Source organism: Thermohalobaculum sediminis, assembly GCF_023487995.1.
GTDB lineage: Bacteria > Pseudomonadota > Alphaproteobacteria > Rhodobacterales > Rhodobacteraceae > Thermohalobaculum > Thermohalobaculum sediminis.
In genome coordinates this window covers 262,329-283,148 of record NZ_JAMFKN010000001.1, presented here as the reverse complement: position 1 = coordinate 283,148, position 20,820 = coordinate 262,329, and the positions used below count along the sequence as shown (strand labels likewise).

Below are 20,820 nucleotides of genomic sequence, written 5' to 3'. Positions count from 1 at the left end.
ATGGCACGAGTAAAGTTCCTCTGTGACGCCGAGCGCTGCATCGAGTGCAACGCCTGCGTGACGGCGTGCAAGAACGAGCACGAGGTTCCCTGGGGCATCAACCGCCGCCGCGTCGTCACCATCAATGACGGCGTCCCCGGCGAGCGGTCGATCTCGGTGGCCTGCATGCACTGCTCGGACGCGCCCTGCATGGCCGTCTGTCCGGTGGACTGCTTCTACCAGACCAATGATGGTGTGGTGCTGCACTCCAAGGACCTCTGCATCGGCTGCGGCTACTGCTTCTACGCGTGCCCCTTCGGCGCGCCGCAGTATCCGCAGGCGGGCAACTTCGGCAGCCGCGGCAAGATGGACAAGTGCACCTTCTGCAACGGCGGGCCGGAGGAGACCCACTCCGCAGCCGAGTTCCAGAAGTATGGCCGGAACCGTCTCGCCGAGGGCAAGCTGCCGCTCTGCGCCGAGATGTGCTCGACCAAGGCGCTGTTGGCCGGCGACGGGGACCAGGTCTCCGACATCTATCGCCAGCGCGTCGTCGCCCGCGGCTTCGGCACGGGCGCCTGGGGTTGGGGCACGGCCTACGAGCGCAAGGGCAGCTGATCGGCTGCCCATGAGGTGACGGTGCGGGCGGGCGGCCGGAAGCGGCCCGCCCCCTCGTCGCGTGTCGCGCAGTCGTCCGGCCCGGAGCCGGGCCGAACGGCAATCCGGGCGTCCCGTGCCGCGCGCCGGGACGCCGCAGATTGTCATTGGGACACAAGGGGGTATCGGTCATGCGCGCGAAACGGCGTGGCACGATTGTCGGGGCGTCGGCTCTGGCGCTGGCTCTGGCGATCTTCATCTTCACCGCGCTCCAGATGAGCGTCCTGATCGGCGAGGCCGGCGCCCAGTCGTCGGCCGATCCGCAGGCGGGCGTCAATGTCGGGACGACGGATCCCGGTGCGGGCGTGATCCGTTCGGCCGGCGGCTCGGTCCGCCCGCCCGCGAACGCCGAGACCAACGCGCCGATGGAGCCGGGGGTCGCTCGCGAACTCGATCTCGTGGACCAGATGGACCCCGCCAAGGCGCAGACGCCGCTGGTGGTGCTGGGGCCGAATTCGGATGCCAGCATCTGGTCGGCGGTGCGCCACGGCGTGCAGGGCCAGGTCTCGATCCCGGACGCCAAGGCAGGCCAGCTGGTCCAGAGCTTCGGGACCACCTGGGAGTGGCTGCGCTCCGAGAAGGGGCCGCTGTTCGTCTGGGGCGGCTATGCGCTGGGCGCCGTCCTCGTCCTGCTGGTCCTGTTCTACCTGCTGCGCGGGCGCATCCGCATCGAGCATGGCCGCTCGGGCCAGCTGATCGAGCGGTTCAAGCCGATCGAGCGCTTCGGCCACTGGCTGCTCGCGGGCTCGTTCATCCTGCTCGCGCTGACGGGGCTCAACCTGCTTTACGGCAAGGAGCTTCTGATGCCGCTGATCGGCAAGGAGGCCTTCGCGACGATCGCCCTCGGCGGGAAGTTCGTCCACAACAATGTCGCGTGGCCCTTCATGTTGGGGCTGGTGCTCGTCTTCGTCATGTGGGTCTGGCACAACATCCCCAGCTATATCGACCTGATCTGGCTGGCGAAGGGCGGCGGCCTGTTCTCGAAGGGCGTGCATCCGCCGTCGCGCAAGTTCAACGCGGGCCAGAAGCTGATCTTCTGGAGCACGATCCTGCTGGGCGTGTCGGTCTCGGCGTCCGGGATCTCGCTGCTGTTCCCCTACGAGATCCCGATGTTCGCCAAGACCTTCGTGATCCTGAACGGACTCGGCGTCGATGCCCTGATCGGCTTCGTGCTGCCGACCGACCTCTCCATGCTCGAGGAGATGCAGTACGCGCAGGTCTGGCACACCATCGTCGCGCTGGCGATGATCGTGATCATCGTGGCGCATATCTACATCGGCTCGCTGGGCATGGAGGGGGCCTTTGACGCAATGGGCAGCGGCATGGTCGACCGCAACTGGGCGATCGAGCATCACGGCCTGTGGGTCGAGGAGGTCGAGGGACGCAAGGGCGGCCACGGTCGCGGCACGGCGGCGACGCCGGCCGAGTGATCCGCCTGCGAAGCGCACCGTGACCGGAGGCTCCCCGTCCCCCTCTCCCCGCCCGCGGGGCAGGCCGGCGCCCGGCAGGGTTGCCGGCCTGTGGCGGGCGGTCGCGATGGCTGCGGGACTTGCCTGCCTGTCGCCCGCCACACCCGTGCGCGCCGAGCCCGGCGGATACCAGCGGCTCGAGGGGCATGGCGGGCCGGTCAAGGGGGTGGCCTTCTCGGAGGGTGGCCGCCGGATGCTCACCGCGAGCTTCGACTATTCGGTCGGCCTGTGGGACGCGCAGACCGGTGGCCTGATCCGCTGGCTCGAGGGCCACGAGGCGGCGGTGAACGCGGTGGCCTTCCTGCCTGGCAACCGGGCGCTCTCGGCCGGCGACGATTTCGACATGATTCTGTGGGACCTCGGCACCGGCGACATCCTGAAGCGGTTCGAGGGCCACAAGGGCAAGCTGATCGCGGTCGAGGTCGGGCCCGGCGCCACGCTGGCGGCAAGCGCGGGCTGGGACGGGACCGTGGGCCTGTGGCCGCTTTCGGGCGGCGGTGAGCCGCGATTCCTTGCCGGCCACCGGGCGAACGTCAACGACGCGGCCTTCACCCCCGACGGGACCAAGCTCTACACCGCCTCGTATGACGGCACGATCCGGCGCTGGGACGTCGCCACGGGCGCCGAGGAGGCGATCGTCGTGAGCCACGGCTTCGGCGTCAATCACCTGGTGCTGAACGCCGCGGCAGGCTGGCTTGCCTATGGCGCGCTGGACGGGGCGGTGCGGGCGATCGACCTTGCCAGCGGCGCGCAGATCGCCGACCTCACGGCCGACCGCCGCCCGATCCTCGCGCTCGCGGCGGACCCGTCGGGGCGCTTCCTCGCCGTGGGCGACGGCGAGGGCTACGTCATGGTGGTCGATACCGCCGACTGGTCAATCCGGCGCGATTTCCGCGCGGCGCTGTCGGGGCCGATCTGGGCGCTGGCCTGGGAGCCCTCGGGCGGGCGCCTGCTGGCGGGCGGCATCGCCGACGAGGCCGCGCTCTGGCCCATCGACGCCGACGGCGACGCGCTGTTCGCCGGGGGGCCGCGCGAGTTCCACAAGCCGCCCTCCGAGATGACCAATGGCGAGCGGCAATTCGTCCGGAAATGCTCGATCTGCCATTCTCTGACGCCCGATGGCGGGCGCAAGGCGGGCCCCACGCTGTGGCGCCTGTTCGGGCGCCGGGCGGGCAGCGTCCCGGGCTATGCCTACTCGGACGCGCTGGGCAGTTCGGGCATCGTCTGGACCGAGGAGACGGTGGCGCGGCTGTTCGAGGAGGGGCCCGACGTGTTCACGCCCGGCTCGAAGATGCCGGTGCAGCGGATCGCGAAAGCGGGCGACAGGGATGATCTGATCGACTATCTGAGGCAGAAGTCCGGCCGCGCGGATCGGGCCGGCAGCGAGGTTGGGAGCAAGACGCAATGAAGGCCTTCGTCGCAGCGCTGATCGTGGGTGCCGGCCTGTCCGTGGCAGCATGGTTCGTCCTGAACGGCCTGGGGTTCACCAGCGCCGACGTGTTTTCGACCGAGAACGTCCGGCTCTGACCCTGCGCCGCGCTCAGATGCGCCAGGCCAGGATGCGCTTGAGCCCCGCAGCTTCGAGCCGGGGACGCAGGCCCTGCGCATCGGCGCCGGGCGGCAGCAGAAGGGCGATCGCGGACCCGGTATGCGCGACGCAAATGCCGAGCGCGCCGACCGCGCGGGCGAGCGTGCGGATCTCGCCCCAGGCAGGGTTCGGGTCGCGCGCCTGATTGGCCGCCGCCGATGCGGTCGCCGCGCGCCCAAGCCGCACCGCGTCCCCCGCCGCGAGCGCATCCGCAAGGTCGTCGAAGATGTCCTGCATCGGGGGAAAGCCGCAATCCGCCGGGTCCGTCTCGCGCGGTCCGCCCGCGAACCCGCCGATCACCGCCATCGGCGGCAGGCCGGCGAGGCGGCGCAGAACCCGGCCCTCGCGCGAGGCGAACAGCACCGCCTCGTCATGCATCAGCGGATCGACCGCGCCTTCCGCCGCGAGGCACAACCGCGCCTCGACCTCGGGCGCGAGGCGCGCGCCGAAGGCCGCCGCAACGGCCCGCACCGCGCCCAGCGCCTCGGCCGTCGAGGTGCCGGCGCCGAGGCCGGGCGGGCAGGCGCGGCGGATCGCGATCTCGCCGCCCCAGTCCCCGCGTCCGACGAAGCCGAGCGCGCCGCGCGCGGCGGCCAGCGCCTTCCCGGCGATGGCCTCGTCCGACCGGAGCGGCCCCGGCGCGGGGGTGTAGCGCACCTCGGTCACCAGCAGGGGGCAGGGCAGGGTGACGAGCGCGACCGGCCCGCCCGGTGCCGCAAGCCCCTGCGCAAGCTCGCCGAGGTGGCCGGCGACCCGGGCGGCTGCGGGTTTCGGATTGACGGCCGTGGCGGGCTTCTGGTTCATGGCCTGCGGCTTACCCCGGCTTCGGGTGGCTGAACAGCGGGAACCCGGCATGGCGCGCGATCACGGCGGCAACCTGGCGCAGGCATGTGCCCGCTTCGGCGGCACGCCGGGCGATTGGCTCGACCTCTCGACCGGGATCAACCCGCTCGCCTATCCGGTGAGCGGGCTTGTGCAGGAGGACTGGGCGCGCCTGCCGGACAGCGATGCGACGGACCGCCTCGTGGCGTTGGCGCGGGCGCTCTGGGGCGTGCCCGAGGGCGCCGCGGTGGTGGTCGCCCCCGGCACCTCGGCGCTGATCCGCCTGTTGCCACGGCTCGATCCCGCTGGCGAGGTCGCGATACCGGCGCCGACCTACAACGAGCACGCCGCCGCCTTCACCGCCGAGGGCTGGCGCGTGGCAGCGCGCCCCGGCGCCGCCACCCGCGCCGCGGTGATCGTCAACCCCAACAACCCCGACGGCAGGCGATGGGAAACGCACGAGTTGCAGACGCTGGCCGAGGCGCTGCCGCGCCTCGTGGTCGACGAAAGCTTTATGGACGCGACGCCCGAACGCTCGCTGATCCCGCATGCGGGGGCCGAGGGGCTGGTGATCCTGCGCAGCTTCGGCAAGTTCTACGGGCTCGCCGGCCTGCGGCTCGGCTTCGCGGTGACGGGGCCCGGGACCGCCGCGCGCCTCGCAGGCCTGATGTGGCCCTGGGCCGTGTCGGGCCCCGCGCTCGCGCTGGGCGCGGCGGCGCTGGCCGACCGCGGCTGGCATGCGCAGACCCGAGTCCGGCTGGCGCGCGACATCCGCCGGCTGGTCGCGCTTGGCCGCTCGGCCGGATGGCGGCTCGTCGGCGAGGCGGGGTTGTTCGCGACCTTCGAGACGCCCGATGCCGCCGCGGCGCATCAGCGGCTGGCGCGCGCGCGGATCTGGAGCCGGATCTTTCCCTATTCCGCGCCCTGGCTGCGGCTGGGCCTGCCGGGAACGGCCGAGGGGTGGACGCGCCTCGAGGCGGCGCTGGAGGCGGAATGCTCGCGCTAGCTCTCCTGATCGACGCGATCCTCGGCGAGCCCGAGGTGATCTGGCGCCGGGTGCCTCACCCGGCCGTGCTGATGGGGCGCGCGATCGGCTGGCTCGAGGCGCGCCTCAACCGGGGCCGGGCGCGGCGCGCGAAGGGCGTGCTCGCGGTCGCCGCGCTGGTGGCCGGCAGCCTGGGCCTTGGCGAGTTGCTGGCGCTCGACCTCTTCGGCGGCGTCATCGAGGTCATCCTAGGCGCGATCCTGCTGGCGCAGCGCAGCCTCGCGCAGCATGTCGCGCGGGTGGCGGAGGGGCTCGCGGTGTCGCTCGACGAGGGGCGGCGGCAGGTCTCGATGATCGTCGGGCGCGATCCGCAGTCGCTGGACCGGGCCGGCGTGGCGCGCGCGGCCATCGAGAGCGCGGCCGAGAACTTCTCGGACGGCGTGGTGGCGCCCGCCTTCTGGTTCGCCCTGCTGGGGCTGCCGGGCCTCCTCGCCTACAAGGCGGTGAACACGGCGGATTCGATGATCGGGCATCTCTCGGACCGCTACCGCGAGTTCGGCTGGGCGGCGGCGCGGCTCGACGATCTGCTCAACTGGGTGCCGGCGCGGATGGCGGGCGGGATCCTCTGCCTCGTCGGCGGCGGGCGCGCGGCGCTCCAGGTGATGCTGCGCGACGCCGATCTGCATCGCAGCCCGAATGCCGGCTGGCCCGAGGCCGCGATGGCCGCCTCGCTCGGCGTCGCGCTGGCCGGGCCGCGGGTCTATGGCGGCGTGCCGACGGACGACCCGCACCTCAACCCGCAGGGGCGCCTCGACGCGGCGCCCGACGACATCCGGGCGGCAGTGCGGCTGATCTGGCGCGGCTGGGCGGTGATGGTGGTCTTGGCCGTGCTGTGGTGGGGTCTGGGACGGCTGATCGGCTGAGCGCCGCGCGCCCCTACCACTCGACGCCGATCTGCGCCTTGATGCCCTGCTCGCGGAAGGGGTGCTTGATCAGCTCCATCTCGGTCACGAGGTCGGCCGCCTCGATCAGCGCCTCGGGCGCATTGCGCCCCGTGAGCACGACATGGGTCATCGCGGGCTTTTCCGCGCGCAGGAAGGCGACCACCTCGGCGGTGTCGAGATAGTCGTAGCGCAGGGCGATGTTTATCTCGTCGAGCAGCACCATGCGGTGGCGGGGGTCGCGGATCAGCTCCTTCGCCTTTTCCCAGGCAGCGCGGGCCATCTCGATGTCGCGCGCCTTGTCCTGCGTCTCCCAGGTGAAGCCCTCGCCCATGGTGTGGAACTCGCAGAGGTCGCTGAAGCGGGTGGTGATCAGGCTGCGCTCGCCCGTCTCCATGCCACCCTTGATGAACTGCACCACGGCGCAGGGGAAGCCGTGCGCGATGCAGCGGAAGATCATCCCGAAAGCCGCGGTCGACTTGCCCTTTCCCTTGCCGGTGTGGACGATGATCAGGCCCTTCTCGCCCGATTTCGTGGCCATGATCTTGTCGCGCGCGGCCTTCTTCTTCGCCATCTTGGCTGCATGGCGGGCGAGCTCGTCGGGCTTTCCGGGGGTGTCGGTCATGGGGCGGCGCCAAGCTCCTTGCGCATGGTGATGCTGGTCGGCCGATCATAGCCGGGGTGGGCGGTCTCGCCAGTCCTGGCGAAGCCGAGCCGGGCGTAGATCGTGTGGATCTCGGCCATCTCGATCCGCGATTGCAGCTCGAGCGCGGGCAGGCCCAGCGCGCGAGCCCGCTGCTCGGCGAGCCATGCCAGACGGCGGCCCAGCCCGCGGCCCTGCCGGTCGGGCCGCACCGCGACCTTGCCCAGATAGAGCGCGTCCGCCCGCGGCGTCAGGAACATGCAGGCCAGGGGCTCGTCGCCCTCCATGATCGCCCAGACCTCGCCGCTGCGGGCCTGCTCGGCCATGCCGGCCGCGGTCAGCCGGTGCGCGGACGAGGGCGGGTCGATCCGTCCCTCCATGTTCGCGAAGGCGTCGAGGATGAGGGCGCGCAGCCGCTTCCAGTGCGGCCATGCGGGGTCGAGCCGGATGGGGGCCGACATTGCCGGGACGGTCGGGGCGTCGGTCATGCCGCGCGCTCCGCGAGGGTGGGGGGCGCGGGTCGGGGGTGAGCAGGCGCGCCGCAGAATCTTCTGGGAGACCCCTGTTCTTCCTTGGCTTCCGCCAGTTTCCTCATGTTTCGCCCCGAAGCTCGGCCAGCATCGCGCGCGCCGAGTTCGAGCGCGGCTGCCACAGGTCCCGATCGATCGCCTCCGAAAGGCGCGCGGCGATCTCGCTCAGCGCGGCGGGGTTTGCCTCGGCGATGAAGCCGCGCACCTCGTCATCCTCGATCACCGCCTCGTGGACAAGATCGAAATGATGGCTGCGCACCGCATGGGTCGTCGCGGCGAAGGCGAAGAGGTAATCGACCGTCGCGGCGATCTCGAATGCGCCCTTGTAGCCATGGCGCCGCACCCCGGCGAGCCATTTGGGGTTGACCACGCGCGATCGCACGACGCGGCCTATCTCGTCCTCGAGCGTGCGGATCACCGGGCGCTCGGGCCGCGAGTGGTCGTTGTGATAGACCGCGGGCGCGCGGCCCGAAAGGTGCTCGACGGCGGCGGCGGCACCGCCCTCGAACTGGTAGTAGTCGTCCGAATCGAGCAGGTCGTGCTCGCGGTTGTCCTGGTTCTGGACCACGGCCTCCGCCGCGGTGAGGCGCGTCTCGAAGGCGTCGCGTGCACGCACGCCGTCCGCCTCGCGCGCATAGGCATAGGCGCCCCAGTTGACGTAAGACTCGGCCAGATCGGCTCGCCGTTCCCACAGGTGCTCGTCCAACATCGCCTGAAGCCCCGCGCCATAGGCTCCGGGCTTCGAGCCGAAAACCCTGTATCCCGCGTTCGTTGCGGCGTCATCCTCAGGCATCCCCCCGGCCGCGAGGCGCGCGCGATCGGCCCGGAAACGTGCGGCGAGGGGGTTCATCTCCTCTGGCTCGTCCAGCGCCATCACCGCGCGCGCGGCGGCGTCGAACAGGGCCATCTGCGCCGGGAAGGCGTCGCGGAAGAAACCCGAGACGCGCAAGGTCACGTCCACGCGGGGACGGTCGAGATGCGCAAGCGGCACGATCTCGAAGCCCGTCACCCGCCGGCTCGCCTGGTCCCATGTCGGCCGCACGCCCATCAGCGCCAGCCCCTGGGCGATGTCATCGCCGCCGGTGCGCATGTTCGCCGTGCCCCAGGCGGTGAGCACGACCGCGCGCAGCCAGTCGCCATGTTCCTGCACGTGCCGCTCGACCAGCAGGGAGGCCGAATGCCAGCCCAGCGCGAAGGCCGCGGGCGTCGGCACCGCCCGGCTGTCGACCGAGAAGAAGTTGCGCCCCGTCGGCAGCACGTCGGGCCGCCCCCTGGTCGGCGCCCCCGACGGGCCGGGGGGGACGAAGCGGCCGTCGAGCCCCGCCATGAGCGCCGCCATCTCGGCCTGCCCGCAGGCGCGGATGGCGGGCAGGATCTCGCCATGCAAGGCCTCGAGCACCGGCGCGGTGTGGCGGAAGTCGCGGGGCGTCTCGGGCCACTGGATCGCAAGCTGGGCGAGGGCCTCGAGCCGCTCGACCGTGTCGCCCTGCGTGCGCCACGGGTCGGTCGCGACCGCGTGCAGGAACTTGTGCCGCGGTCCCTCCCAGGGGGCGCCCATGTCGCAGTCGAGGGCGTCGAAGCTTTCGGGGTCGATCCCGCAATCGCGCGCCAGCGCCCGGATCAGCGAGGCGTTGCCCCCCTTGCCGTCGCCCCGCGGAACGCGCACCAGCGCGATGGCGAGGTCGCGCTCCAGCCCCCCGTCGGGCGCGCGGCCGAAGACGTGCAGGCCATCGCGGATCTGCGCCTCCTTCAGCTCGCAAAGATACGTATCGAGCCGGTTCAGCGCCTCGTCCTCGGCCATGTCCGGCGTGATCCCCGCATCGAGGTCGAGCCGCGCGGCCGACACGAGGCTGCGGATCTCGCGCCGCAGATGGTCGAGCCGGCGCGGATCGACGCCCGAGGCCTCGTAGTATTCGTCGACCAGCGCCTCGAGCTGCCTCAGCGGCCCGTAGGTCTCGGCCCGCGTCAGCGGCGGCGTCAGGTGGTCGATGATCACCGCCTGCGCCCGGCGCTTGGCCTGCGTGCCCTCGCCGGGGTCGTTGACGATGAAGGGATAGAGATGCGGCATCGGCCCCAGCGCTGCCTCGGGGAAGCAGTTCTCCGACAGCGCCACCGCCTTGCCCGGCAGCCATTCGAGATTGCCGTGCTTGCCCAGATGCACGATCGCGTGGGCCCCGAATTCCTCGCGCAGCCAGGCATAGAAGGCGAGGTAGTTGTGTGGCGGCACGAGGTCGGGGGCGTGGTAGCTTTCGACCGGGTCGATGTTGTAGCCGCGCGCGGGCTGGACGCCGACGACGACGTGGCCGAAGTCGAGGATAGAGAGCGCGAAGCCGCCGCAGTCGAGATCGCCGGGGGCGAAGAAGGGATCATCCTGCGGATGCCCCCAGCGCTCCTCGACCTTGCGGCGCAGCTCCCAGGGCAGGGTGCCGTAGAAGGACTGGTAGGCCGCGAGCGAGAGCCGCGCGCCGCCCGAACGCGCCGCGCGGTCCGCGAGCCAATTGGTCGGCCCCGCCTGGATGCGCGCCATCAGCGTGGCCGAGTCGGTCGGCGCCCCCTCGACGCCATAGCCCGCGGCCTTCAGCGCCGCCAGCACGCCCACGCAGCTCTCGGGCGTGTCGAGTCCCACGCCGTTTGCCAGCCGCCCGTCGCGGTTTGGGTAGTTGGCGAGGATCACCGCCACGCGGCGCCGCTCGGGCCGCTCGCGCCGCAGCCGCGCCCAGGCGGCGGCGAGGCGCGCGACGAAGCTCACCCGGTCGCCGCGCGCGCGGTAGGCCGTGATGCGGCACTGGGTGGCCTCGTCGAAGAAGGCCTCGCCCTTGAAGCTCACGGCGCGTGACAGGATGCGGCCGTCGACCTCGGGCAGCGCCACGTTCATCGCGATGTCGCGCGCCGAGAGGCCGGCCGTCCCCTTCTCCCACTGTTCCTCGGTGCCGCCGGAGAGGACGACCTGCAGAACCGGCACGCCCGGGCGGTCCAGCACCGTGGGCTGCTGCTCGCCCGCCTGGGGCGAGGAGACTGCGAAGCTCGTGGCGTTGAGGATGACCGCGGGCGGCGCCTCGGCGAACAGGCTCTCGAGCGTCCCCTGGCTCACCGGATCCTTGAGCGAGGCCACGAACACCGGCAGCGGGTTCAGTCCCTCGGCCATCAGCGCGCGGACGAGCCGATTGATCGGGTGCAGGCCCGCGCCCGCGACCAGCGCGCGGTAGAAGACCAGCGGCACGACCGGCGCCGCCGGATCGGGCCAGGCCGCCCGGACGGCCGCCAGATCGGTCGTGCCCGCCCCCGGCCAGTAGAGCCCCGCGCGCAGCAGCGGCCGGGCCGGGGGCGGCGGCTCGGTCCCGTCGGGGTCCAGCATCCAGCGGGCGTGGCGCAGGAAGTTGGCGGCGTTCTCGGGCCCGCCCTCGACGAGGTAGGCCCAGAGCGCCTCGTAATCCGCCGCCGCGACCGACGAGATGCGCGAGAGGCCGGGGTCCGGCTTATCGTCGCCGGGCAGGGCCGCGAAGGCCACGCCGGCCTCGGCCAGCCGCGCGGTGAACTGCTCGATCCCGTAGGTCCAGTAGCTCTCGCCGCCCAGCACGCGCGCGATCACCAGCCGCGCCCGGGTCGCCGTGCGGTCGAGGTAGAGATCGACCGACATCGGGTGCGCGAGATGCAGGAGCGACGCGAGCCTGAGGCCCGGCGCGTCGGGGCCCAGCTCGGCGCGCGCCTCGGCCAGCGCCGCAAGCTCGGTGTCGGCGGCCGAGATCACGATCACCTCGGCCGGGCTCTGGCCGAGATCGACGGCCTCGGACGGATCCGCCTGGCCAGGCTGCGCCAGCAGGAGGTGCATCAGTCCAGCCGCTTTTCCATGAACACGCTCGAGCCGTTCTCGAGATAGGCCCCGAACGGGCCGCGGCGCCGGTAGCCCATGCTCGCATAGAGGCCGAGTGCCTCTGGGCTGAGTTCGCCGGTCTCGAGCCGGACGATGCCGAGCCCCAGCGCCCGCGCCTCCGCTTCGAGCGCCTCGACGATCCGCCGCGCGATCCCGGCGCCGCGGCGGCCGCGGGTGACGAAGATGCGCTTGAGCTCGCCGTAGCCCTCGCAGGGCGCAAGCCCGCCGCAGCCCACCGGCCGCCCGTCCTCGCGCGCCACCAGGAAATGCACCCCCGCGGCGGCCAGCTGGTCGGGCGAGAAGGCGTGGCGCACCTCGGGGCGGTAGATCGAGGCAAGCTCGGCCTCGCTCTCGCCCACCATCGCCAGGGCATCCGGGTGATGCGGGCCGGTGCGGTCGATGGTGAGGGCGATCGGGATCATGCCGCGGCGCGTTCGGCGATCGCCGCCTCGATGGCGGCGCGATCGAGCCCCGCCTCGCCGATCACGACAAGATGCGTCCCGCGAGGCCCGGCGCCGAAGGGCCGATCGAAATAGGTCTCGATCCGCGGGCCCACCGCCTGCACCACCATCCGCATCGGCTTGCCCGCGACCGCGACGAAGCCCTTGAGGCGCAGGATGTCATGCGCGCGGATAATCTCGGCCAGCCGGCCGGTCAGCGCCGCGGGATCGGCGATCTCGCCCAGTTCGATCACGAAGCTCTCGAACTCGTCATGGCCGTGCTCGTGCTCGTGGTCATGATCGTCCTCGTCGTCGTCATGGTGGTGATGGTGCAGCTCGGCGCGCGCGTCGAGGTCGTCCTCGGCGCCGATGCCCATGCCAAGAAGGATGTCGGCGCCCAGACCCTCGACGGTCGAGCGCACGAAATGCACGCCCTCTCGCGTCTCGGCCGCGAGGCCGTCGATCAGCGCCTCGACCTCGGGGCCCGCCATCGCGTCGGTCTTCGAGACCACCACCATGTCGGCGCAGGCGAGCTGGTCCTCGAACAGCTCGGACAGCGGGGTCTCGTGGTCGAGCCCCTCGTCGGCGACGCGCTGGCGGTCCACCGCCGCCACGTCATGGGCAAAGCGCCCGTCGCGAACCGCGGGGCCGTCCACCACGGTGATGACGCCATCGACGGTGACGAGGGTGCGGATCTCGGGCCAGCTGAAGGCGCGCACCAGCGGCTGCGGCAGGGCGAGGCCCGAGGTCTCGATGACGATGTGATCGGGCGGCGCGGCGCGCTCGATCAGCTTGCGCATGGTCGGGATGAAGTCGTCGGCGACCGTGCAGCAGATGCAGCCGTTCGACAGCTCGACGATGTCATCCTCGGCGCAGACCGCGTCGCCGCAGCCGCGCAGCACTTCGCCATCGACGCCGACATCGCCGAACTCGTTGATGATCAGCGCGATGCGCCGGCCCTCGTTGCGCGCCAGCAGGTTGCGGATCAGCGTGGTCTTGCCGGCGCCCAGGAAGCCGGTGATGACGGTGGCGGGGATCTTGGCGGGCATGTCCGCTCCCTTTCAGATGGTGACGACGCGCGCCATGGTGCCCTCGCGGGGCTCCCATCCGGCGCGCTCGAGTTCGGGCTCGTCCTGCGCGGACTCGGGGTAGCCCACGCACATCAGCGCGACAAGCCTCCAGCCCGCCGGCACGCCCATGTCACGCGCGGCGCGGTCGGGGTCGATGATCGAGACCCAGCCCATCCCGATCCCGTCGGCGCGCGCGGCGAGCCACATCTGCATGACCGCGCAAACGACCGAGTAGCGCCGCATCTCGGGCATGGTCTGCTGCCCGAGGCCGTGGCCCTTGGCGTCGGTCTCGTCGCAGAAGGCGGCGACGATGCCCGGCGCCTCGCGCAGGCCCGCGAGCTTGAGGCCGGCGTAGAGCGTCTGGCGCTCGCCCTCGTAGCCGGCGAGGGCGTCGGCGTTCGCCGTCTCGAAATTGTCGATCAGGGCCGCGCGAACCCCGGCGCTCGCGACGATGGCGAAGCGCCAGGGCTCGGACAGTCCGACCGAGGGCGCGCTGCCGGCGCCCTCGATCAGCCGCGACAGCGTGCCGGGGGGAAGGGGGTCGGAGCGGAAGCGGCGCACGTCGCGCCGCCACCGGCACAGGCGGTGGAACTCCGCGCGGAACGCCTCCGAGAACTCCACCGCCGTCCCCTCAACCCGCCGTCTCGCGCGACCACAGCAGGCCCGCGATCCAGCCCAGCGCGACCCATCCGACCGCGCCCACTACCAGCGCGCGGGCCGCGAACTGCGCCGCGAGCTCGGGCGGCGTGACGCCGGCATAGCCCTCGGGATGCGGGGCGCCGACGAGATGCGGCAGCGCGATCAGCGCGAGCCCGGCAAAGCGCAGGGGCGAGCGGATGGCGGCCAGGAGCCCGATGCCCGCAAGCGTCGATGCCACAGTCATCAGCCACCAGAGCTGCCGCGCCTCGAGCGCCGCAGCCCCCGAGCCGGGAAGCTCGGGCGCGAGGCCAAGCGCGGGGAAGAACTGGGTCGCGGCAAAGCCCGCGAGCCCCCAGCCCAGCCCCTGCCGGGCCGTGATCCGCACGAGGCCCGCGCCTTCGGCCAGCGCGAAACCGGCAACGACCATGAGCGCGAAGCCCGTGTAGGTGGCAACCGTCGAGAGGATCGTGAGGAGCGCGCGGCCCGGCGCGTCCGATGCGCCGTGGTCGTGGTCGGCCTCGCCGTCTGCATGGACGTGGTCGGCCGGCCCGGCCGCATGATCATCAGCCGCCGGCGCACCGGCGGCGAAATGGGTGAGTGTGCCGCTCTCGTAGAGCTCGGCCTCGCCGATCAGCGGCGACAGCAACAAAAGCTGCAAGCCCGCGGCCAGAAGGCCCGCGGCAAGGCCGGCGCCGAGCGCGCTGGCCGTCAGCGATTTCAACATGTCACGACCGTGGGCGGGTCAGTGGCAGGGGAAGGAAATCGCGTGGCGCGAGTCGTGGGCCGCGTCGTGCAGCAGGGCCGAGTTCGCGAAGCCCGCGGTAAAGACCAGGGCGGCACCCATGACCATCGCGACGACGATGGCGGCGAGCCCGGATTCGGACCGCGCGATGGTGCTGGTGTTGTGCGTCGTGTTCATCATCTCATCCCCTCCCCGTCCCACCGACGGGCGTTCAGGTTGCTCCGGCGCAGGGCAGGTCTCCTGGCTCGCGGTTTCCGGCCCTTCGGGCCTGCGCGTCCCCCGGCCTTCCCGGCGCCCGATCAGGGGCACCAGTGGCGCATCGGGGTCCGCTCGCCGCTTACAGTCGCGGGGGCGGCTGCGGCTTCGGCCCCCCGCCTTGGGTCGGGCGCCACCGCATTCCCTTTTCATCCGCACCCGCTGAGCGGGCGGTGCGGAACCTTGCACGACCAGCCTTCCGTCAGGTGGGATGGACTGTCAAGCGAAGCCGGCGCCGGACACCTATTTGTCAGCACTCACGGCTTGAATCCGACGAAATCCCGCAGCCAGGCGACAGCCTCGCCGACCGTCTGCGCCCGGCTGCCACCCGCCGGCTGTTCGGGGCGGGCGATCATGATCGTGCTGATTCCCAGCGCGTCGGCGGCATCGAGCTTCGCCGTCCCGGAGCCGCCGGCGTTCTTGGTAACAAGATGCGTGATCCGGTGGCTCGACATCAGGGCCAGTTCGTCGGCATGGGCGAAGGGCGGGCGCTCGCGGATCGCGATCGCGTTCGGCGGCAAGGGCCCCGGCGGTTCGATCGAGCGCGCGACGATCCGCAGGTCGGCGCGGCACAGGAAGGGCGCGATGCCGCCACGCCCGACCGTCAGCAGCGCCCGCGCCCCCTGCGGCAGGGCGGCCACCGCCTCGCCGAGATCCGGAACCCCGATCCAGCCGGCGCGCGCTGGCCATTCCGGGCGGATGAGGCGCAGCCGCGGGACGCCCGCGCGCTCGCACGCCGCGCTGGCGTTCCACGGCATCTGCCGGGCAAAGGGGTGAGTCGCGTCGACCAGCGCGTCGAAGCCGTGACGCGCGAGATACTGCGCGAGGCCCTCGACCCCGCCGAAGCCGCCGATGAGCGTCTCGGCCACCGTTAGCCGCGGCGTGTCAGTCAGCCCGGCGAACGAGGCGGTGACGCGCAGCCCCGGCATGTCCCAGAGCCGCCCGGCGAGAATCCGCGCCTCGCTGGTGCCGGCCAGCAGCAGCACGCGCCGGGTCATCGCGGAAATCCGCGCCGGCCGTGGATGGTGCCCGCGCGATCCGTCACGATGGTTTCGACCTCGATGGGGGCGTGCGCGAGCATCGCCTCGACCCGTGCCGCGGCGGCCTCGGCCACCGCCTGCGCGAGCGAGGGGCCCGCGATCCCCAGCGCCTCGAGCGCCGTGTTGGCCTGCGCCACGCGCGCATCCCCGCCCGCGAGCGCGGCGAGCCCGGTGAAATCGACTTGGCTGCGCCCGGAATGCAGGTCCACCGCGCCCTGCGCGAGCTTGGCCATCTTGCCGATGCCGCCGGCGACCGTGATCCGCGGCACCGGGTGGGTGCGGAGATACTTGAGCAGTCCCCCGGCGAAGTCGCCCATGTCGAGAAACGCGGTCTCGGGCAGTTCCGGGTAGAGCCGGCGCACCGTGCCCTCGGAACTCGATCCCGTGGCCCCGACGACATGGCTCGCGCCGGTGGCGACGGCCACGTCGATGCCGCGGTGGATCGAGGCAATCCAGGCCGAGCACGAGAAGGGCCGCACGATCCCGGTGGTCCCGAGGATCGAGATGCCGCCCTCGATGCCCAGCCGCGGGTTCCAGGTGTGGCGCGCGATCTCGGTGCCGCCGGGGACCGAGACGGTGACTACCGCGTCGGGGTCGGCGCCCATCACCTCGGCCAGCGCGCGGGCGATCATGGCGCGGGGCACAGGGTTGATGGCGGGCTCGCCCGGCGGGATCGGCAGGCCCGGCTTGGTCACCGTGCCCACCCCTTCGCCTGCGCGGAACCGAACGCCCGCGCCCGGTGCCGCGGGGGCCACGCGCGCCACGATCAGCGCGCCATGGGTGACGTCGGGATCGTCGCCCGCATCCTTCTCGACCGCGGCCTCGGCCCAACCCTCGCCTGCGGTCGCCTGCGCGATGTGAAAGCTCGCGCGGCTACCCTTGGGCAGGGTGATCGTCACCTCGAGCGGGAACGCGCCCTCGGCCAGCCGGATGGCGGCCGCCTTGGCCGCGGCGGTCGCGCAGGCGCCGGTGGTCCAGCCAGTCCGCAGGCCGGCGCCGGGGCCGCAGGCATCCCCGGCACCGGAGCCATTTTCCGGTCTTGCGGCAGCGGCTTGCTGGGGGATTTTGCGCATGCCGCGACTATAGGTGCCCCCGGCGGGCCGCGAAAGCCGCGAAATCGGTCGCAATGGGCGCTTACGCAGGCCGGACGCCCGCCGTATAAGCGCCCCATGACCCGTGATCACGACATGCCCCCGACCGATCCCGACTGGCCCGAGCTTCTGCCCGGCTGGGTGTGGCTGGTGGGTGCGGGGCCGGGCGATCCGGGGCTGGTGACGCTGCACGCGCTCAACGCGCTGAGGCAGGCCGAGGTGATCGTCTATGACGCGCTGGTGGACCGGCGCATCCTCGGCTGGGCGCGGCCGGGGGCCGAGGTCGAATATGCCGGCAAGCGCGGCGGCAAGCCCTCGCCCAAGCAGCGCGATATCTCGCTGAGGCTGATCGAGCTTGCCCGCGCCGGGCGGCGCGTGCTGCGGCTGAAGGGGGGCGATCCCTTCGTCTTTGGCCGCGGCGGCGAGGAGGCGCAGGCGCTGGTGCAGGCAGGCGTTCCCATCCGCATCGTGCCGGGCATCTCGGCCGGCATCGGGGGGCTGGCCTATGCCGGCATCCCGGTCACGCATCGCGACGTCAATCAGGCGGTGACCTTCGTGACCGGCCACGATGCCTCGGGCGATGCGCCCGGCGCGATCGACTGGGCGGCGCTGGCGAAGTCCTCGCCGGTGATCGTGTGCTACATGGCGATGAAGACGCTGCCCGAGATCTCGGCCCGCCTCATCGCCGCCGGGCGCGCGCCGTCCGAGCCCGTTGCCATCGTGACCGAGGCCACGATGCCCGGCCAGCGGGTGCTGGAAACCACGCTCGCCACCGCCGTCGCCGATGCCGCCGCCGCGGGCATGGAGCCGCCCGCCATCGTCTGCATCGGGCGCGTGGCGCTGATGCACCGGGCGCTCGACTGGGTGGGGCAGATGGCGGGCCACGCGCCGCGCGACCTCGACCCGCTGGGCGGAGACGCGGACGCGCGGCGCAGCGGATGACGCCGCGAGGGCTGGTGGTCGCGGCGCCGGCCTCGGGGGCGGGCAAGACCACCGTGACGCTGGGCCTGATCGCCGCGCTGCGAGCCCGCGGTGTGGCGGTGCAGGCGGCCAAATCGGGACCGGACTACATCGACCCCGCCTTCCTCGCCGCCGCGAGCGGGCGGCCCTGCGCGACGCTCGACGCCTTCGCCGCCGACGCCGCGCAGCTTGGCGCCCGGGCGGCCGAGGCGCTTGCGGGAGGGCTTGGCGGGGACGCCCCTGCGCGGCTTCTGGTCATCGAGGGCGCGATGGGCCTGTTCGACGGCGCCGACGACGGCAGCGCGATGGGCCGCGGTTCGACCGCCGATGTCGCGGCAGCGCTGGGCCTGCCGGTGCTGCTGGTCATGGACGCGGCGCGGATGGGGCAGGGAGCCGCGGCCATCGTCGCGGGGCTGGCCCGGTTTCGCGCGGATGTGCGGGTGGCGGGCGTCATCCTCAACCGCGTGGGCTCGGCCCGCCATGCCGCTATGCTGCGCCGCGCCGTGGGGGCCGTCGCGCCGATGCTGGGGACGCTGACCCGGTGCGACGACCTTTCCCTTCCCTCGCGCCATCTGGGCCTCGTGCAGGCAGGCGAGCGCGCGGATCTTGCCGATTTCATCGCGCGCGCGGCCGAATGGGTTGCCGGCGGGGTCGATCTGGCAGCGGTCGAGGCACTGGCGTCGCCGATCGGCGCCGCCGCGCCGCCGCGCCGCCTGCCGCCGCCGGGCCAGCGCGTGGCTGTCGCGCGCGATTTCGCCTTCGCCTTCGCCTATCCGCACATGCTGGCCGACTGGCGCGCGGCGGGGGCCGAGATCGTCCCATTCTCGCCGCTGGCCGATCAGGCGCCCGACCCGGCGGCCGATGCCGTGTTCCTGCCCGGCGGCTATCCCGAGCTTCACGCCGGGCTGCTCGCCGCCGCCGGACGGTTCCGCGCGGGGATGGAAGCGGCGCAGCGCCGGGGCGCCGCGATCCATGGCGAGTGCGGCGGCTACATGGTGCTGGGCGAGGGGCTGGTCGATGCCGGGGGCGCGCGGCACGCGATGCTGGGGTTCCTGCGGCTCGAGACGAGCTTTGCCGAGCGGCGCCTGCATCTGGGCTATCGCCGCCTCAGCCCGCGCGGCGGGTCGTGGTCCGGGCCGCTGGTCGCGCACGAGTTCCACTATGCCACGACGCTGCGGGCCGAGGGCGCGCCGCTCTATGATGCCACCGACGCGGCGGGGGCCGATCTGGGGCCGATGGGCCTCGTCTCGGGCCGGGTCAGCGGCAGCTTCGCCCATGTGATCGAGCCGGGCTGACGGCGGCCGCGTTTGCGTGTTGCCGCTGCGGCACCCCTTCGCGGCGGGCGAGTGTCCGGGCTAGACTGCGCCTCCGGGGCGTCCTCCGGGCGAAGGAGGTGAACCTTGACCGATACCTCACAGCTCTCCCGTCGCATCGCGCAGGCGCTGGGCGAGACGCCGGCCGACCGGGTGATCCGGGGCGGGCGCATGCTCGACCTCGTGACGGGCGACCTGCGCGCGGGCGACATCGCCATCGCGGGCGAGCGGATCGTCGGCACGGTCGAGGACTACGACGGCGCCGAGGTGATCGACGCCCGCGGCCTGATCGCGGTCCCCGGCTTCATCGACGGGCATGTGCATCTGGAAAGCTCGCTGGTCACGCCCTTCGAGTTCGAGCGCGTGGTGGTCCCCCGCGGCACCACCACCGCGATCTGCGATCCGCACGAGGCGGCGAACGTGATGGGCACGGCCGCGCTGCGCTACTTCCTCGATTGTGCCGAGGCGATGGCGATGGACCTGCGAGTGCAGTTGTCGTCCTGCGTGCCGGCGACCGCGATGGAGACGTCGGGGGCCGAGCTGGGCGTCGACGACCTCTTGCCCTTCGCGAGCCACCCCAAGGTGATCGGGCTGGCCGAGCTGATGAACTTCCCCGGCGTGCTCGCGCGCGACCCTGGCGTGCTGGCCAAGGCCGCGGCCTTCCAGCACCACATCGACGGGCATGCGCCGCTGCTGTCGGGCCGGGCGCTCAACGCGTATCTGGCGGCCGGCGTGCGAAACGACCACGAGACCAGCCGGATCGAGGAGGGGCGCGAGAAGCTCGCGAAGGGGATGCATATCCTGCTGCGCGAGGGGTCGGTTGCGCGCGACGTGGCGGCGCTGGCGCCGCTGATGACGCTGGGGGCGTCGCCGTACCTCTCGTTCTGCACGGACGACCGCAGCCCGCTGGAGGTGGCCGAGCACGGTCATATCGACCACGCCATCCGCCACGCCATCGCGCATGGCGCCGAGCGGCTGGCGGCCTATCGCGCCGCGACCTGGTCGGCGGCGCGGCATTTCGGGCTGACCGACCGTGGCCTGATCGCGCCGGGGCAGCGGGCGGATATCGTGCTTCTGTCCGAGCTCGACGCCTGCCGGGTCGAGCGGGTGATCCTGGGCGGGCGGCCGGTGGACGAGGCGACCTTCGGCGGGCGCGCGATGGTCGCGCCGATCGGGCGGGGCTCGATGAAGCGCGGCCCGGTCGCGGCGGCGGACTTCGCAGTGCCCGCGACACCCGGCCCGCGCCCGGTGATCGAGATCATCCCCGGCAAGATCATCACCGGGCGCCTCGACGCCACGCTGCCCGGGCGCGGCGGGCTGGCCGAGGCCGACCCCGCGCAGGGCATCGCCAAGATCGCGGTGATCGAGCGGCACGGCAAGACCGGCAATATCGGGCGCGGCTTCGTGCGCGGCTTCGGGCTGGCGGAGGGGGCGCTCGCGTCCTCGGTCGGGCATGACAGCCACAACATCTGCGTGGCGGGCATGTCGGACGCGGACATGGCGGCGGCGGTGAACCGGCTGATCGCGCTGGGCGGCGGGTTCGTCGCGGCCCGCGAGGGCGAGATCGTGGCCGAGCTGGCGCTGCCGCTGATGGGCCTGATTTCCGACCGCCCGGCGGCCGAGGTCGAGGCGGGGCTGAGGCGCCTGCGCGACGCCTTGCGGGCCATGGGCTGCCCGCTCGACGACCCGTTCATCCAGCTCGCCTTCCTGCCGCTGCCGGTGATTCCGTCGCTCAAGATCACCGATCTGGGCCTGTTCGACGTGGACCGTTTCGCGCTGGTCTGACGT

At 72.5% G+C, this 20,820-nt stretch carries 20 protein-coding genes and 1 riboswitch; of the genes, 9 read left to right on the top strand and 11 right to left on the bottom strand.

Features of this window, described 5'->3' with window-relative positions:
• The 4 genes from fdh3B (at window position 1) to M1105_RS20560 (ending at window position 3,629) form a co-directional block, all read left to right on the top strand.
• Complete coding sequence (fdh3B, locus tag M1105_RS01320; protein ID WP_249578541.1) at window positions 1-594, top strand: formate dehydrogenase FDH3 subunit beta; 594 nt, start codon at window positions 1-3, stop codon at window positions 592-594.
• 170 nt (window positions 595-764) lie between these two features.
• Window positions 765-2,063 (top strand): formate dehydrogenase subunit gamma, encoded by a 1,299-nt coding sequence (locus tag M1105_RS01315; RefSeq protein WP_249578540.1) that lies wholly within the window; start codon window positions 765-767, stop codon window positions 2,061-2,063.
• A gap of 106 nt (window positions 2,064-2,169) precedes the next feature.
• Window positions 2,170-3,510, top strand: a complete 1,341-nt coding sequence (locus tag M1105_RS01310; RefSeq protein WP_249578539.1) for a c-type cytochrome — start codon at window positions 2,170-2,172, stop codon at window positions 3,508-3,510.
• Complete coding sequence (locus tag M1105_RS20560; RefSeq protein WP_264759449.1) at window positions 3,507-3,629, top strand: hypothetical protein; 123 nt, start codon at window positions 3,507-3,509, stop codon at window positions 3,627-3,629. The genes M1105_RS01310 and M1105_RS20560 overlap by 4 nt, the downstream gene beginning before the upstream one ends.
• A gap of 13 nt (window positions 3,630-3,642) precedes the next feature.
• On the opposite strand, the gene M1105_RS01305 is transcribed toward M1105_RS20560, so the two are convergent.
• Window positions 3,643-4,494 (bottom strand): GHMP family kinase ATP-binding protein, encoded by an 852-nt coding sequence (locus tag M1105_RS01305; protein ID WP_249578538.1) that lies wholly within the window; start codon window positions 4,492-4,494, stop codon window positions 3,643-3,645.
• Between the two features lie 49 nt (window positions 4,495-4,543).
• Here M1105_RS01305 and cobD point away from each other — a divergent pair, with 49 nt between their 5' ends.
• Window positions 4,544-5,518, top strand: coding sequence for a threonine-phosphate decarboxylase CobD (gene cobD, locus M1105_RS01300; RefSeq protein WP_249578537.1), 975 nt, complete (start codon window positions 4,544-4,546; stop codon window positions 5,516-5,518).
• Entirely contained in the window at window positions 5,506-6,420 is a 915-nt protein-coding gene (cbiB, locus tag M1105_RS01295) for an adenosylcobinamide-phosphate synthase CbiB (protein ID WP_249578536.1), read from the top strand. The genes cobD and cbiB overlap by 13 nt, the downstream gene beginning before the upstream one ends.
• A 13-nt stretch (window positions 6,421-6,433) precedes the next feature.
• Here the strand turns inward: cbiB and cobO are convergent, their stop codons facing one another.
• The 10 genes from cobO to M1105_RS01245 all read right to left on the bottom strand — a co-directional run bounded on the left by cobO (window position 6,434) and on the right by M1105_RS01245 (window position 16,741).
• Window positions 6,434-7,063 carry a cob(I)yrinic acid a,c-diamide adenosyltransferase gene (gene cobO / locus M1105_RS01290; protein WP_249578535.1) on the bottom strand — a complete coding sequence of 210 codons (630 nt, stop codon included), beginning with the start codon at window positions 7,061-7,063 and terminating at the stop codon, window positions 6,434-6,436.
• Window positions 7,060-7,542: a GNAT family N-acetyltransferase gene (locus M1105_RS01285; RefSeq protein ID WP_249579031.1), complete on the bottom strand. Its 483-nt coding sequence runs from the start codon at window positions 7,540-7,542 to the stop codon at window positions 7,060-7,062. The genes cobO and M1105_RS01285 overlap by 4 nt, the downstream gene beginning before the upstream one ends.
• Before the next feature lie 130 nt (window positions 7,543-7,672).
• Window positions 7,673-11,440 (bottom strand): cobaltochelatase subunit CobN, encoded by a 3,768-nt coding sequence (gene cobN, locus M1105_RS01280; protein ID WP_249578534.1) that lies wholly within the window; start codon window positions 11,438-11,440, stop codon window positions 7,673-7,675.
• Window positions 11,440-11,904, bottom strand: a complete 465-nt coding sequence (locus tag M1105_RS01275; protein WP_249578533.1) for a GNAT family N-acetyltransferase — start codon at window positions 11,902-11,904, stop codon at window positions 11,440-11,442. Before M1105_RS01275 ends, cobN begins: the two co-directional genes overlap by 1 nt.
• Window positions 11,901-12,971, bottom strand: coding sequence for a cobalamin biosynthesis protein CobW (cobW, locus tag M1105_RS01270; protein ID WP_249578532.1), 1,071 nt, complete (start codon window positions 12,969-12,971; stop codon window positions 11,901-11,903). The genes M1105_RS01275 and cobW overlap by 4 nt, the downstream gene beginning before the upstream one ends.
• Before the next feature lie 12 nt (window positions 12,972-12,983).
• Window positions 12,984-13,613, bottom strand: coding sequence for a 5,6-dimethylbenzimidazole synthase (gene bluB / locus M1105_RS01265; protein ID WP_249578531.1), 630 nt, complete (start codon window positions 13,611-13,613; stop codon window positions 12,984-12,986).
• 10 nt (window positions 13,614-13,623) lie between these two features.
• A complete protein-coding gene (locus M1105_RS01260) occupies window positions 13,624-14,355 on the bottom strand; it encodes a CbtA family protein (RefSeq protein WP_249578530.1) in 732 nt (243 codons plus the stop codon).
• A gap of 18 nt (window positions 14,356-14,373) precedes the next feature.
• Window positions 14,374-14,553 (bottom strand): CbtB domain-containing protein, encoded by a 180-nt coding sequence (locus M1105_RS01255; protein WP_249578529.1) that lies wholly within the window; start codon window positions 14,551-14,553, stop codon window positions 14,374-14,376.
• A 33-nt stretch (window positions 14,554-14,586) separates the two neighbouring features.
• A riboswitch (cobalamin riboswitch) is annotated at window positions 14,587-14,829 on the bottom strand.
• Between the two features lie 56 nt (window positions 14,830-14,885).
• Window positions 14,886-15,626, bottom strand: coding sequence for a cobalt-precorrin-6A reductase (locus M1105_RS01250; RefSeq protein WP_249578528.1), 741 nt, complete (start codon window positions 15,624-15,626; stop codon window positions 14,886-14,888).
• Window positions 15,623-16,741, bottom strand: a complete 1,119-nt coding sequence (locus tag M1105_RS01245) for a cobalt-precorrin-5B (C(1))-methyltransferase (protein WP_249578527.1) — start codon at window positions 16,739-16,741, stop codon at window positions 15,623-15,625. The genes M1105_RS01250 and M1105_RS01245 overlap by 4 nt, the downstream gene beginning before the upstream one ends.
• 96 nt (window positions 16,742-16,837) lie before the next feature.
• Here M1105_RS01245 and cobA point away from each other — a divergent pair, with 96 nt between their 5' ends.
• From cobA to ade, 3 genes are all read left to right on the top strand, one after another.
• Window positions 16,838-17,701 (top strand): uroporphyrinogen-III C-methyltransferase, encoded by an 864-nt coding sequence (cobA, locus tag M1105_RS01240; RefSeq protein WP_249578526.1) that lies wholly within the window; start codon window positions 16,838-16,840, stop codon window positions 17,699-17,701.
• Window positions 17,698-19,014, top strand: coding sequence for a cobyrinate a,c-diamide synthase (locus M1105_RS01235; RefSeq protein WP_249578525.1), 1,317 nt, complete (start codon window positions 17,698-17,700; stop codon window positions 19,012-19,014). The genes cobA and M1105_RS01235 overlap by 4 nt, the downstream gene beginning before the upstream one ends.
• A gap of 105 nt (window positions 19,015-19,119) precedes the next feature.
• The gene (gene ade, locus M1105_RS01230; RefSeq protein WP_249578524.1) at window positions 19,120-20,817 is read left to right on the top strand and encodes an adenine deaminase; all 1,698 of its coding nucleotides are present in this window, start codon (window positions 19,120-19,122) and stop codon (window positions 20,815-20,817) included.
• Window positions 20,818-20,820: the final 3 nt, after the last annotated feature.